This window comes from Paramixta manurensis (genome assembly GCF_013285385.1).
Classification (GTDB): domain Bacteria; phylum Pseudomonadota; class Gammaproteobacteria; order Enterobacterales; family Enterobacteriaceae; genus Paramixta; species Paramixta manurensis.
Genome location: NZ_CP054212.1, coordinates 3,749,275 through 3,762,151, shown reverse-complemented (window position 1 = coordinate 3,762,151; position 12,877 = coordinate 3,749,275). Strand labels below are relative to the sequence as shown.

Annotated in this window: 13 protein-coding genes; 12 read left to right on the top strand and 1 reads right to left on the bottom strand. The window is 54.3% G+C overall.

Annotated features, from left to right (window positions below):
• From ptsP to PMPD1_RS18105, 8 genes are all read left to right on the top strand, one after another.
• The gene (gene ptsP, locus PMPD1_RS18140) at window positions 1-2,247 is read left to right on the top strand and encodes a phosphoenolpyruvate--protein phosphotransferase (RefSeq protein WP_173635352.1); all 2,247 of its coding nucleotides are present in this window, start codon (window positions 1-3) and stop codon (window positions 2,245-2,247) included.
• A 185-nt stretch (window positions 2,248-2,432) separates the two neighbouring features.
• On the top strand, window positions 2,433-3,305 hold the full coding sequence (gene lgt / locus PMPD1_RS18135) for a prolipoprotein diacylglyceryl transferase (protein ID WP_173635351.1): 873 nt from the start codon (window positions 2,433-2,435) through the stop codon (window positions 3,303-3,305).
• 7 nt (window positions 3,306-3,312) lie between these two features.
• Window positions 3,313-4,107 carry a thymidylate synthase gene (thyA, locus tag PMPD1_RS18130; RefSeq protein WP_173635350.1) on the top strand — a complete coding sequence of 265 codons (795 nt, stop codon included), beginning with the start codon at window positions 3,313-3,315 and terminating at the stop codon, window positions 4,105-4,107.
• Window positions 4,108-4,270: 163 nt separating this feature from the next.
• On the top strand, window positions 4,271-5,125 hold the full coding sequence (locus PMPD1_RS18125) for an MBL fold metallo-hydrolase (RefSeq protein WP_173635349.1): 855 nt from the start codon (window positions 4,271-4,273) through the stop codon (window positions 5,123-5,125).
• Between the two features lie 149 nt (window positions 5,126-5,274).
• Complete coding sequence (locus PMPD1_RS18120) at window positions 5,275-6,597, top strand: MFS transporter (RefSeq protein ID WP_173635348.1); 1,323 nt, start codon at window positions 5,275-5,277, stop codon at window positions 6,595-6,597.
• 16 nt (window positions 6,598-6,613) lie between these two features.
• Window positions 6,614-8,272 (top strand): GMC family oxidoreductase, encoded by a 1,659-nt coding sequence (locus tag PMPD1_RS18115; RefSeq protein ID WP_173635347.1) that lies wholly within the window; start codon window positions 6,614-6,616, stop codon window positions 8,270-8,272.
• Window positions 8,269-9,345 (top strand): M24 family metallopeptidase, encoded by a 1,077-nt coding sequence (locus tag PMPD1_RS18110; protein WP_173635346.1) that lies wholly within the window; start codon window positions 8,269-8,271, stop codon window positions 9,343-9,345. The genes PMPD1_RS18115 and PMPD1_RS18110 overlap by 4 nt, the downstream gene beginning before the upstream one ends.
• A 24-nt stretch (window positions 9,346-9,369) precedes the next feature.
• Complete coding sequence (locus PMPD1_RS18105; protein ID WP_173635345.1) at window positions 9,370-10,149, top strand: SDR family oxidoreductase; 780 nt, start codon at window positions 9,370-9,372, stop codon at window positions 10,147-10,149.
• Between the two features lie 82 nt (window positions 10,150-10,231).
• Here PMPD1_RS18105 and ddpX read toward each other — a convergent pair whose 3' ends face one another.
• Window positions 10,232-10,819, bottom strand: a complete 588-nt coding sequence (gene ddpX / locus PMPD1_RS18100; protein WP_173635344.1) for a D-alanyl-D-alanine dipeptidase — start codon at window positions 10,817-10,819, stop codon at window positions 10,232-10,234.
• 150 nt (window positions 10,820-10,969) lie between these two features.
• Between ddpX and PMPD1_RS18095 the strand changes: the two genes are divergently transcribed.
• From PMPD1_RS18095 to PMPD1_RS18080, 4 genes are read left to right on the top strand one after another with little or no spacing between them, the layout of a single operon-like run.
• Window positions 10,970-11,509 carry a prepilin peptidase-dependent protein gene (locus PMPD1_RS18095; protein WP_354292684.1) on the top strand — a complete coding sequence of 180 codons (540 nt, stop codon included), beginning with the start codon at window positions 10,970-10,972 and terminating at the stop codon, window positions 11,507-11,509.
• Window positions 11,500-12,054, top strand: coding sequence for a prepilin peptidase-dependent protein (locus tag PMPD1_RS18090; protein WP_173635343.1), 555 nt, complete (start codon window positions 11,500-11,502; stop codon window positions 12,052-12,054). The genes PMPD1_RS18095 and PMPD1_RS18090 overlap by 10 nt, the downstream gene beginning before the upstream one ends.
• Window positions 12,051-12,497 (top strand): DUF2509 family protein, encoded by a 447-nt coding sequence (locus PMPD1_RS18085; protein ID WP_173635342.1) that lies wholly within the window; start codon window positions 12,051-12,053, stop codon window positions 12,495-12,497. The genes PMPD1_RS18090 and PMPD1_RS18085 overlap by 4 nt, the downstream gene beginning before the upstream one ends.
• Window positions 12,463-12,795, top strand: a complete 333-nt coding sequence (locus PMPD1_RS18080) for a prepilin-type N-terminal cleavage/methylation domain-containing protein (RefSeq protein ID WP_173635341.1) — start codon at window positions 12,463-12,465, stop codon at window positions 12,793-12,795. Before PMPD1_RS18085 ends, PMPD1_RS18080 begins: the two co-directional genes overlap by 35 nt.
• Window positions 12,796-12,877 lie beyond the last annotated feature (82 nt).

The following is a 12,877-nucleotide window of genomic DNA, read 5'->3' as shown; positions in this document are numbered from 1 at the left end:
ATGCTCACTCAGTTGCGCGAAATAGTAGAGAAGGTGGCAGGCGCACCGCGTCTGAATGAAGCACTGGAAATACTGGTCAATGAGATTTGCTTCGCGATGGATACCGAGGTGTGCTCGATCTACCTCGCCGATCACGATCGTCGTTGTTATTACCTGATGGCCACGCGCGGCTTGAAAAAACCGCGCGGTAAAAGCGTCGCGCTGGCGTTTGACGAAGGGATCGTCGGTCTGGTTGGACGCCGGGCCGAACCGATTAACCTCGCCGATGCGCAAAGCCATCCGAGTTTCAAATATATTCCTTCGGTTAAAGAGGAGCGCTTCCGCTCCTTCCTCGGCGTCCCGATCATTAACCGCCGCCAACTGTTGGGCGTGCTGGTAGTGCAACAGCGCGAGCACCGTCAGTTTGATGAAAGCGAAGAATCTTTTCTGGTCACTTTAGCGACGCAGTTAGCGGCGCTACTTTCCCAATCACAGCTTAATCAACTCTTCGGGCAATTCCGCCAGACCCGTGTTCGGGCAATCGCGGCTTCGCCAGGCGTGGCGGTCGCGCCGGGCTGGGTTGATGCCTCGCAACCTTCGCTTGACCAGGTCTCTGCCGCCTCGACGCTTGATGTACAGCGCGAACGTGAACGACTGAGTCTGGCAATGGCTGAGGCCGCCAGTGAGTTTCGGCGCTTTAGTAAACGTTTTTCGGCGAGCGTGCAGAAAGAGAGCGCGGCAATTTTCGATCTCTACTCACACCTGATCAGCGATGCGCGGCTCAAAAAAGATCTCTTTGACGAGATTGACACCGGCTCTGTTGCCGAGTGGGCGGTAAAGAAGATTGTCGAAAAGTTCGCGGCGCAGTTCGCCAGCCTTCAGGATAGCTATTTGCGTGAACGCGCGGGCGATCTCCGCGTGCTTGGCCAACGTTTGTTATTCCATCTTGATGATACGCAGCAAGGCACTAACACGTGGCCGGAGCGTTTTATCTTGGTTGCCGATGAGTTAACCGCCACCACCTTGGCCGAACTTCCGCAAGATCGCCTCGCCGGCGTGGTAGTACGCGACGGCGCATCAAACTCACATGCAGCGATCCTTACGCGGGCGATGGGGATCCCAACGGTGATGGGTGCCGATATTCGCCCCGAACTGCTGAATAAACGTCTGCTGATTGTTGATGGCTATCGCGGTGAGTTGTTGGTCGACCCCGAGCCGGTATTGGTTCAAGAGTATCAGCGGTTAATCAGCGAAGAGAACGAGCTGAGCAAGATGGCGGAAGATGTCGTCGAGCAACGCGCGGAGTTGAAAAGCGGCGAGCGGGTGCAGGTGATGTTGAATGCCGGTTTGAGCGCCGAACATGAACAGGCACAGGGCAGTTGGGTTGATGGCATTGGCCTGTACCGCACCGAAATCCCGTTTATGCTGCAAAGCGGTTTCCCCTCGGAAGAGGAGCAAGTCGCACAATATCAAGGTATGTTGCAGTTGTTTCTCAATAAGCCGGTGACACTCCGCACGCTGGACATTGGCGCCGATAAACAACTTCCCTATATGCCGATCAGCGAAGAAAACCCTTGCCTCGGCTGGCGTGGTATCCGGTTAACGCTCGATCAGCCGGAGATCTTTTTGGTGCAAGTGCGCGCCATGCTACGCGCCAATGTGGCAACCGGTAACCTCAGTATTTTGTTGCCAATGATCACCAGCATTGACGAGATTGATGACGCCAGGCGGCTGATCGATCGCGCCGGGCGTGAAGTGGAAGAAGTGTTAGGGTATCCGATCCCGGCGCCGCGCATTGGCGTCATGATTGAGGTTCCGTCGATGCTGTTTATGATGCCGCATCTGGCATCACGCGTTGATTTTGTTTCGGTGGGTACCAATGATTTAACGCAATATCTGTTAGCGGTGGATCGCAACAATACCCGCGTGGCAAGCCTGTATGATTCGTTGCATCCGGCGATGCTGCACGCGCTAAAAAACATTGCCATTGAAGCTGAGCGCGCCAATATTGAACTCTGCCTGTGTGGAGAGATGGCGGGCGATCCGATGTGCGTGGCGATGTTAATTGGCATGGGGTATCACCACCTGAGCATGAACGGTAAAAACGTGCCGCGCGTGAAATATCTGTTGCGCCATATTGATAAAGCAGAGGCAATAACCTTAGCCGAGCGTGGTTTACAAGCGCACACCGCCGCTGAAGTGAGGTTACAGGTGGCGGCGTTTATGGAGCGTCGTGGGTTGGGCGGCTTGATTCGCGGCGGCCGTTAAGCGTGCATTGACTTTTACATTTCCGCAAACCCGCGCGACCAACCCTGTGTTATGATGCCCGGCCTTGCGCCTCCCATGATCAATGGGAGGAGGTTTCCCGGCTTCCATCGCGGTGTTGGTGGGTGTTTTGTGGGCAGAACGACAGAGCCGTCCGGTGACTGGACGGGTAATAAATATGGTGAAAGATGAATAACGGCTATCTGGCTTTCCCCCAATTTGACCCGGTAATTTTCTCCATCGGGCCTATTTCTTTACACTGGTACGGTTTGATGTACTTAGTCGGCTTTCTGTTCGCGATGTGGCTGGCGGTACGGCGCGCGAATAAACCGGGCAGCGGCTGGAAAAAAGAAGAAGTGGAAAACCTGCTGTATGCCGGTTTCCTTGGCGTATTTCTCGGCGGTCGTATTGGCTACGTTCTGTTTTATAACTTGCCGCTATTTCTTGATAATCCACTGTATTTATTTAAAGTCTGGGATGGCGGAATGTCATTCCACGGCGGTCTGATTGGCGTTATCCTCGTCATGTTTTGGTTTGCGCACCGCACCAAACGTACCTTCTTTCAAGTGTCCGATTTTATTGCGCCGCTGATTCCGTTTGGGCTCGGCGCGGGGCGTCTGGGTAACTTTATTAATGGCGAATTGTGGGGCCGCGTTGCGCCGGACCTGCCGTGGGCGATGCTGTTCCCCGGCTCGCGTAGCGAAGATGTAGCGCTGATTGCCACTCATCCGCAGTGGCAATCACTGTTGAACACCTACGGCGTGTTGCCGCGTCATCCTTCACAACTGTATGAGTTGTTGTTAGAGGGCGTGGTGCTGTTTATTATTCTCAACCTGTTTATTCGCAAACCGCGCCCGATGGGGAGCGTGTCTGGCTTGTTCCTGATTGGCTACGGCGCTTTCCGTATTATTGTCGAATTTTTCCGGCAACCGGATGCGCAGCTAGGTTTGTTTGATGGCGTGATCAGTATGGGGCAGATTTTGTCGCTGCCGATGATTTTGGCCGGTGTAATTATGATGATTTGGGCCTATCGTCGACGCCCGCAGCAGCAACTTTCGTGAGGGGAAAATGAAACAGTATCTGGATTTAATGCGCAAAGTGCTGGATGAAGGCACGCCAAAGAATGACCGTACCGGCACGGGCACGCTGTCGATTTTTGGCCATCAGATGCGTTTCAACCTACAAGATGGTTTTCCGCTGGTTACCACCAAACGTTGCCATCTCCGCTCGATTATTCATGAATTGCTGTGGTTCCTGAAGGGCGACACCAATATTGGTTACCTCAAACAGAACAACGTGTCGATTTGGGATGAGTGGGCAGATGAGCAGGGCGATCTTGGCCCGGTTTATGGTAAGCAATGGCGGGCGTGGGGCGCGGCGGATGGCCGTCAGATCGATCAACTGAGTAAGGTGCTGGAGCAGTTGAAAAACGATCCGGATTCGCGCCGTATTATCGTCTCCTCGTGGAACGTGGGCGAGTTGGATAGCATGGCGTTGGCGCCGTGCCATGCGTTCTTCCAGTTCTATGTCGCCGATGGAAAACTCTCTTGCCAGCTTTATCAGCGCTCGTGCGATGTGTTCCTCGGCCTGCCGTTTAATATTGCCAGTTATGCCTTGTTAGTCCATATGGTGGCGCAGCAGTGTGATTTGGCAGTGGGGGATTTTGTGTGGACCGGCGGCGATACGCATCTGTACAGTAACCACCTTGAACAGACCCATTTACAGCTTAGCCGTGAGCCACGTCCATTACCGACGTTGAAAATTAAATGTAAACCCGCTTCACTGTTTGATTACTGTTTCGATGATTTCGAAATTGAAGGTTACGATCCCCATCCGGCGATTAAAGCTCCGGTTGCGGTGTAATGGCCGTCGGGCGATACGTGCATCGCCCGATCCCTTCACTAAACTTCGCTTAGTATGTTTTGTGATACGTCTGTAACACCCCGGTTTCCCTTTGCACTACATTTCTTGTCTGAAGAGATTTATTTTTGCCGGTCGCATTCATCGGTAAAACTGGGGAACATTCATGACATATTCACTACGCAGCCAGCAGCAACTGGCGCAGGAATTACAGCAGACGCAGGTTCCTGCGGGCGCGTTGGCTATCTGGAGCCTGGGCCAGGCCGGGATGGTACTCAAAAATACCGCCGGTGACCTGCTAGCGATTGACCCCTATCTCAGTTATGCGATTGAAGAAAATCACCCCGGTACCGAGTTTACCCGCAGTTTCCCGCCGGTATTGCCGCCGCAGGCACTGGCGGTGTGTGACGCGGTACTGATCTCCCACTTCCACGATGACCATATGGATATGGGGACGCTGGAACCGTTAGCTGAGGCTAACGCGTCACTACCGTTTTATATTCCTTCGCCAGATGCAGAAACGCTGCGCCGTGATAATGCCGCGGTGGAAAGGAACGTTCGCCTGGCAATAACCGGCGAACGTTTTCAGGTTGGTCAGTTTTCCATTAAGCCGATTGCTGCCGCGCACAGCGAATATGAAAAAAATGCCGCAGGACACGATCGCTATTTAGGCTATTTCATTCAGTGCGATGGCATAGGTTTCTATTTCAGCGGCGATACGCTGGTCACCGATCTATTACAGCAAGAGCTAAGTCAGTTAGCGCCCGACATCGCGGCATTGCCAATTAACGGTGGCGATTATGCACGTGGCGCGCGTGGCATTATGCCGAATATGAGTTTTCGCGATGCGGCTGATTTAAATCACCTGCTACAGAGCGATCTGTTATTACCATTTCACTTCGATCTCTTTACCTGCAATAGCGATAACCCCAGCTATTTCGTCGACTATATGATGTCGCATTATCCGGGGGAGAAATTCCATTTGATGATGCCGGGCGAACGCTTTATCTACATGAAGTAAGGCACGCGAATACCAAAATCCTACGCAAGGGCGGTGCTTACCTGCATCGTCAGGGCGCTGTATTACCCAAAAAACACCAAGACGGGTAACTGAATGTCGTCCCAGGCCTGTCTGAATATTATAAATAAATGATGGATACACCTGCGATTATGAAAACATCAGACCTGAATCAACATCCCCTGCTGAATAAACTCGGCATCCCACCGGCTCTCGCCTGGGGGTATATTGCTGTCTTGATCTTTATGATTGGCGATGGCGTTGAATCAAATTACCTGGCGCCTTACCTGAGTAAAAATGGCTTCACGCTGGATATTGCGGCGACGATCATCGCTTTTTATGGCATTACTGTCACCATCGGTTCCTGGCTGGCGGGTTCGCTATCAACGCTAATTGGTCCGCGCCGCGTCATGCTGGTGGGCGGCCTGATTTGGGTGATCTTTGAGGCGCTGTTCCTCAGCATTGCGCTACCTAACAAAAACCTTACCCTCACGCTACTGACCTACGGTTTGCGTGGCGTGGCCTATCCAATGTTTGCCTATGCGTTTCTGGTTTGGATTCAGGCAGCGGCGCCGACCGATATGCGCGGCTCCGCCACCGGCTGGTTTTGGCTCTCCTTTACCGGCGGCCTACCAACACTGGGGTCACTGGTGGCGATTTTTTCAATCGGTGTCATGGGGGAATACGCTACTTTCTGGCTGTCGTTGGGATTAGTAGCCTGCGGCGTGGTAATTATGCTGGTGGCGGTGAAAGAACGCAGCGGCTACGCGCCGTTACTGGATGAAGCGCATCGCGATAAGAGCACCGTGCGCATTCTGATGGGCGGTATTGATATTTTGTGGCGTCGTCCGCGTATTGCCGCTGCGGCGGTGGTACGCATCATCAACACCACGCCTTATTTCGGCTTCTTTATTTTCCTGCCCGGCTTTTTCACCGACAAAATTGGGTTTAGCCAAACCGAATACCTGTCGCTAATTACCATTATGGGGCTGGTCGGCATGAGCTTTAACCCGGTTATCGGCAAGCTGAGCGACCGTATTGGCTGGCGCCGTGTGCTGACCTTTTTCGGCGGCATTGGCTCGGCGATTTCCATGTTGCTGATGTATTTTGTTCCGCAGTGGACACATGGCAATTTCTTCCTGTGCGTGGTGTTCGCTTGCCTGTATGGCATTACGCTCTGCGGTTATGTTCCTGCCGCCGCGCTGTTTTCCTCCCTGTGCGACACCAAAGATAAAGGCAACTCGATGGCGATCTACTGCTTTGCGGCTGGGTTATCGACCTTTTTCGGACCGGCACTGTACGGCATTCTCAATACACTGTTCGGCACCAATGGCGTGGTGTGGGTTTACGCTTCGCTGTATATCGTCAGCGCGTTGCTCTCGTGGTTCTTCCTGCTCAGCCCGCTCGACCCCGGCGAGCAAAATAACCCGGCGGCTTTGCGGGTACGCATTCTGGATTCCGTTCCTTCAAAATAATGGATTAAGGTGGTACATGAAAGAATATGACTACATCATTGTCGGCGGCGGTAGCTCCGGTTGCATCGTCGCCGCCAGGCTGGTTCGGGAGCAACGCGCGCGCGTGCTGCTGCTGGAAGCCGGCAGCGGCCACTATAATCCGGTACTGAAAATGCCGGCGGGCTATATGAAATATTTGGCCAGTGACGCTTACCTGACCATGCACCAGACCGAACCACAGCCGCAACTGGATGGGCGCGGCGTTATTGTTCCGCAGGCAAAAGTGTTAGGTGGCGGCAGCACGGTTAATGCCATGGTGTATATGCGTGGACATACTCAGGATTATGACGACTGGAATGCGCACGTTGCTGGCAGCGGTATTGATTGGTCATGGCAAACCTTGCTGCCGCATTTTACCGCCATTGAAGATAATGACCATCTTGGCGCGCCCAATCACGGTGTTGGCGGGCCAATGAAGGTCTCGCACCTCGGCCATTTTAGCCCACTAAGCCGCGCGTATGTCAAAACGATGCAGGGCTTAGGGATCCCGTATACCCCAGACTTCAACACCGGAAACCCGTTTGGGGTCGGCTTTATGCAGCACACCATTGACTGGAAAACCCGCAAGCGTTGCAGCGTGGTGGATGCATTTATTGAGCCGTTGCGGGACGACGTTAATTTGTTTATTGAGACCAATGCGCAGGTTGAAGAAATCCTCTTTGAGGGCGATCGCGCAGTTGGCGTGCGTTATCAGCGTAAGGGCGTTAGTGAGTCTGCCCGCGCTACGCGCGAGGTTATTCTGTCGGCGGGTGCCTATCAGACGCCAAAAATCCTGATGCTTTCCGGTATCGGGCCGAAGCAGCATCTGGAAGAGCAAGGCATCACGGTGCGTTTAGATTTACCCGGCGTCGGGCAGAATTTGCAGGATCACTACGAGGTCCCGGTGGTGGCGACCACTAACGGCGCCTTTGGCTATTATGGCCAGGACAAAGGGTGGCCAATGGTGAAAGCGGGCTTGCAGTATATGCTGTTTAAATCCGGCCCGGTGACCACCACTGGCGTCGAAACTTGTGCTTTCTTCGATCCGCTGGATTTTAACGCGACGCCGACCATTCAAATGTTTTGTGTCCCAACGGTGTACCTTGATCGCGATGTGATGGGGCAAGACCCCGGTCATGGCGTGACGGTCAACTCATTGTTGCTGCGGCCTAAAGCGACCGGACGAGTTTGGTTGCGCTCGCGCGATCCGGCAGATCTTCCGCATGTCGATACACAAATCTTTGGTCATCCTGACGATCTGGCGCGGACAATCGCCGGATTTCGTTTTGCCCGCCAGGTTGTTAACGCGTTGCCGCTGCATGAAATGATCGAAAAAGAGATCTTTCCTGGCGAAGAAACGCTATCTGATGAAGCGATCGCCGCGCATTGCAAACGCATGGTGAAAACCGGTTATCACCCGGTGGGTACCTGCCGTATGGGGAGCGACGACGATCCGATGGCGGTACTGACCGCCGACCTGCGGGTACGCGGCATACGCGGGTTGCGGGTGGTGGATGCCTCAATGATGCCAAACATTATTAGTGGCAATACTAACGCTATCGTGATGGCGGTGGCGCACCGCGCCGCAGACTTCATTATGAATTTTGAGGTGGTGGATAACATTGCCGCCGGACAACCGGAAGGAGAAGTCGCATGACGGAAAAGTTGAAGCGTTTGCAACAGGCGCTGGCCGATTGGCAAGTTGATGCATTGCTATTAACACGCCGTGACAATATTGCCTGGTTAACCGAAGGGGCGAGCTATTACGTAGTTGAACGGGCCGAGTCAGGCGTAGCCAGCCTTCTGATTACCGCTGATGCGGTGACACTGATTGCGCCAGACAACGAATTACCGCGGATTTTAGCCGAAGAACCGTTGCCCTTTGCGGCAAAAACGCTGAGTTATCCCTGGTATGTCTCGCGTCAGCAGACCATGGCGTCACTTGCTATTCCACGCCTGGGTAGCGATACACCGTTGCCTGGCGCGAAAGATCTCGAACCGGCAATGGTTATCGCTCGCTGTGGTTTGAATAAAAATGAAAGGCAACGTTTTGCCGAACTAGGGCGAGAAACCGCAGAAATAGTTGAAGCGATCGCACGCGGCGTTAGCGCGGGGGTTAGCGAACAAGAGATTGAAGCGCGTATCTTACATGATTGCCTGGCACGCGCGATTCGTCCGGTATGTACCTTAATTGCCGTTGATGAACGGATCGCCGCTTACAAGCACCCAACGCCAGGCCCAACGCGCCTACGTCAGCAATTACTGATTACGCTAGGCGCGGAGCGGCAGGGGTTAAATGTCAGCCTGACGCGCATGGTTCATATTGGTGAACCCAGTGAGCAGGCACGTCAGCGTCTACGCGCGGTGGCGGAAATTCATGCCGACATTATGGTCGCCTCGCGCGCAGAACGCAGTTGGCAGGCCATTTTTACCGATGTTCAGGCGGCCTATGCGCGTCATGGGCATGCTGAAGGTTGGCAGGTTCATCATCAAGGCGGTCCTGCCGGTTATGGTTGCCGGGATTTTATTGTGACGCCGGAGAGCGAAGGGGCGTTGCACGTTAATCAGGCGTTGGCCTGGAACCCAACGCTCAGCGGCGTAAAAAGCGAAGATACCGCCTTACTGACCACCGAGGGATTGAGTTGGCTGACGCGGACCGGGAACTGGCCGATGATGACGCTAACGCGTGGTGAAGCGCGTCGGGAATTCGCCGACTGGTTGGTGGTGTAGTTTTGTAAAACGGGAAAGAAACAGATGTCTGAACGATTAAAAGGAAAGACCGCCATTGTTACCGGCGGCGGCAGCGGCATTGGTAGCGCGATTGCCACGTTGTTTGCTCAGCAGGGCGCGCAGTTGGCGCTTATCGACCTGAATTTGGATGCCAGTCAGCCGCTTGCCGAAACCTTGCAACGGGAAACCGGTTTACGCTGTATTGCGCTACAGGCTGATGTGACGGACGAGGCCGCGTTAAAACGTTGCGTGGCGGAAACGGAAGAACGGCTGGGGCCGGTGGATATTTTAATCAACTGTGCGGGGATTAATGTCTTTCGCGATCCGCTCACTATGGAAGATGCGGACTGGCAGCGTTGCCTTGCGGTGAATTTAAAAGGGCCGTGGAATGGTATCCGCGCGGTATTGCCCGGCATGGTCGCTCGTCAATACGGGCATATTGTCAATATTGCCTCGGTACACGGGCATAAAATTATTCCCGGCGCGTTTCCTTATCCGGTAGCGAAACACGGGTTAATTGGCCTGACGCGTTCGCTGGGCGTGGAGTACGCCAGCCAGGGAATTCGTATCAATAGTATTTCGCCCGGATTGATTATGACGCCAGCGGCGGAAGCCTGGCTGGAAAGCTGTGACGATCCGACGGCGGAGCGCCAGCGGCAAACGGATATTTTGCCCTGTAAACGGATTGGCGAACCGGTGGAGGTGGCTTATACCGCACTGTTCCTCGCTTCCGATGAAGCACGGTTTATTAATGCCACCGATATTGTGATGGATGGTGGGCGCAGCCAGCTTTATCACGAATAATGTTAGCCTTTCACCGCCGGTAGCGCTGTGAGGCTGCCGACGGTGGGCATGATTCTGACCCACAGAGTTTTCTGGTACGGTTTTAAACCGAATCGGCGGTGGGTTGCGTCGGCACGGTTAGACAGCCGAAACGATCGCTTAATAACGGATAACGAGAGGAGTCGGGCAGTTCGAAGTGCCACCACTCGCTTTTGATACCGACAAACCCACCGGCCGCCATAATCGCGTTTAATAATAAGCGGTTGCGCTGTGCTTCCGGCGCAACGCCGGGGTGATAGGGGTGCGAGCGCGGGGTCATTTCGTCGAAACCGGTTCCCATATCTAAAACCTGCTGATGCGCATCCATCAGCGTGACATCAACCGCCGTGCCGCGGCTGTGGTTAGAACCCAGCGATGCCGCCACCACATACTGCGGGTCCGGACAGGCTTGCCACAAGAGTTCCTGCGCTTTTTGCGGCCGCCAGGCATCATAAACTACCATGATTAACCCCGCCATGCGGGCAATCTCTACACTGCGCGCCAATGCACGGGCGGCATCCGGATGAAGCAGACAACGCGCCTCGCTATACAGTGTTCGGCCAGTGATGTTATCCGGCGTGGCATATTTCAAATCAATATGAATTTGCGGGAATGACACCGCAATATCGACTAACTCAACTTCACTGCTCATGGCCTACACCTATTTGATCACCAATGAGTCGATTCTATCCGACCCTGCATCACACTATCCATCTGATTAATCCGAGGCGCCATGCTTTCTCTGCCTTATGCGGCATATCCCGCAAAAACTCATTGCCAACGCTGGAAGAGAGCGAAAAGTGTGGAAAGCATTGCGCAAAACACCGTACTGCCACTGGCGACCAATCCGATAAAAACCGAAGCTGATGGGATGAAAATTAACTCTGCGCAAGGATATACCTTAATCGAGTTGCTAATCGTGCTGACCATCGCCGGGCTATTGAGCATCGGCAGCTTGGCCGGTTGGCAGAGCTGGCAACAACGGCAACGTTTAAATGACACCGCCCGGCAACTTCAGCGTTTCTTGCATGGTGTGCGCATCTTTGCCAGTTGGCATAACACTGCACAGCGCCTGTGGCTGAAACAAGGCACGCGTTGGTGCCTTGGCAGCGGGATGATGCCTGAAAACAGATGTGAACCCGGACGGCGTCTGCAACTGGTTGCTCCCCACCCTACGGTGAAGATTACCGCGGTTATCGGCGAGCCGGGCTTCTTCGGCCTGCGGGATGTCGCCAGGCCGGGCAGCATCGTCTTTAGCGATGGGCACGTCACGTGGCGCGTGGTTATCTCATCACGTGGTCGTATCAGGTTATGTAAAACGGAGCAGGAATCGTGTCTGTGAACATCCGTGGGTTTAGCCTGGCTGAAATGTTAATTGCGCTGGCCGTAAGCAGCATTTTGCTCGCCGGCGCCGCACGTATTTTGCCCTTCTTACAACGGCAGACGTTACAACTAATTGCCGATGTTCAGCTACAGGAGGCGCTACAACAACTGATCATGGTCCTTGAGAAAGCTGTGCGGCGGGCGGGGTATTGCAACGGCGAGTGCCAGGGCGAACCGCTGCAGATCGGCGGACAACAGGGTAGTTGTTTACTGGTTAAGTGGGATGAAAACAGTAATGGAAAGTGGGAAGGGCGCGGGCGAGAGAACAGCGAGTTTTACGGCTACCGGCGCCGGGAACGCAGCCTTGAAATGCAACGGGGGGTGGATAGCTGTGAGGGCAGTGGTTGGGAACACCTTTCCGATCCTTCGACACTGGCTATCTCGGGGTTAACCTTCGCGCGCAGCGGAGCACAAATAAAAATTCGTTTAGAAGGGTATGCCGTGGCGTTTCCCCAACGGAAACGAGTGGTGGAAGCTTGGGTGAGTGGAATGAACTTGCCATGAGGCGGCAACAAGGCGGCGTAGTGCCGGGAATGATTATGCTGATTTTATTGCTTGGTACAGCGTTACTCAATGCCAGCCGGCAGCAGTTAAACGCCTCATTAGCGCTGGTGGCGGATGAACGTCAGGCGATTATCGGTTTCCGGCAAGCTCAGTCCGCATTAACTTGGGGGCTAACGTTGCGTTGGGCGGCGCTGCCAGGATGGCAGTGCCAATATCAGGCACAATATAACTGGCGGGCGTGCTTATTGAGGCCGCAGGCTAATCGCGGGCTATTGCGCGCAGAGCAACCCACGCAGGGGGAGGCGACGCTGGCGTTATTTCACTGGGTAATCCCTACGGCGCAAGGGGGTATCCAGGCAGCGAAAGGCGGGTGGGTTGATTTCTGTCCGCTCAGCGAGGAGGAGAGATGTGAGGCGGAAACCACCTCGTCAGAGCGGCTTTAGCCTGCCGGAAATATTGCTCTCGTTACTGCTGTTTTCTATCGGTTTGGTGGCGTTATTGCATTATAACCAGGCGTTGACCGCCGGGTTTCTCATGCAATGGCAGCAACGGCAGGCGTGGCGTTATGCCGCGCTTCGTCTTGAGGGCTATGAGCCGGCGGGGTGGCGCACTCTGTTGAGTGAGAGCGGCAGAATTGCGGCGTGTCGGTTAGTAACCGTGCGGGTCATTTCACCGCGCGGTCGTGAGGCGCGGCTGGATTCGCTGTATTGTGAGCGCACGCCGCTAACGCACCTGCAATAATCGGGAGATTGCATTTGCATCGTCTTCTTTAGCGGGTACAGTGTCGGCGCAGTAGTGACCTATTTATCAGGTGGAAAGGGAG

What these genes read in the sequence shown, in the direction of transcription:
- ptsP (WP_173635352.1), top strand. Translation starts at nt 1, where the DNA reads ATGCTCACTCAGTTGCGCGAAATAGTAGAGAAGGTGGCAGGCGCACCG.
- lgt (WP_173635351.1), top strand. Translation starts at nt 2,433, where the DNA reads ATGAATAACGGCTATCTGGCTTTCCCCCAATTTGACCCGGTAATTTTC.
- thyA (WP_173635350.1), top strand. Translation starts at nt 3,313, where the DNA reads ATGAAACAGTATCTGGATTTAATGCGCAAAGTGCTGGATGAAGGCACG.
- PMPD1_RS18125 (WP_173635349.1), top strand. Translation starts at nt 4,271, where the DNA reads ATGACATATTCACTACGCAGCCAGCAGCAACTGGCGCAGGAATTACAG.
- PMPD1_RS18120 (WP_173635348.1), top strand. Translation starts at nt 5,275, where the DNA reads ATGAAAACATCAGACCTGAATCAACATCCCCTGCTGAATAAACTCGGC.
- PMPD1_RS18115 (WP_173635347.1), top strand. Translation starts at nt 6,614, where the DNA reads ATGAAAGAATATGACTACATCATTGTCGGCGGCGGTAGCTCCGGTTGC.
- PMPD1_RS18110 (WP_173635346.1), top strand. Translation starts at nt 8,269, where the DNA reads ATGACGGAAAAGTTGAAGCGTTTGCAACAGGCGCTGGCCGATTGGCAA.
- PMPD1_RS18105 (WP_173635345.1), top strand. Translation starts at nt 9,370, where the DNA reads ATGTCTGAACGATTAAAAGGAAAGACCGCCATTGTTACCGGCGGCGGC.
- ddpX (WP_173635344.1), bottom strand. Translation starts at nt 10,819, where the DNA reads ATGAGCAGTGAAGTTGAGTTAGTCGATATTGCGGTGTCATTCCCGCAA.
- PMPD1_RS18085 (WP_173635342.1), top strand. Translation starts at nt 12,051, where the DNA reads ATGAGGCGGCAACAAGGCGGCGTAGTGCCGGGAATGATTATGCTGATT.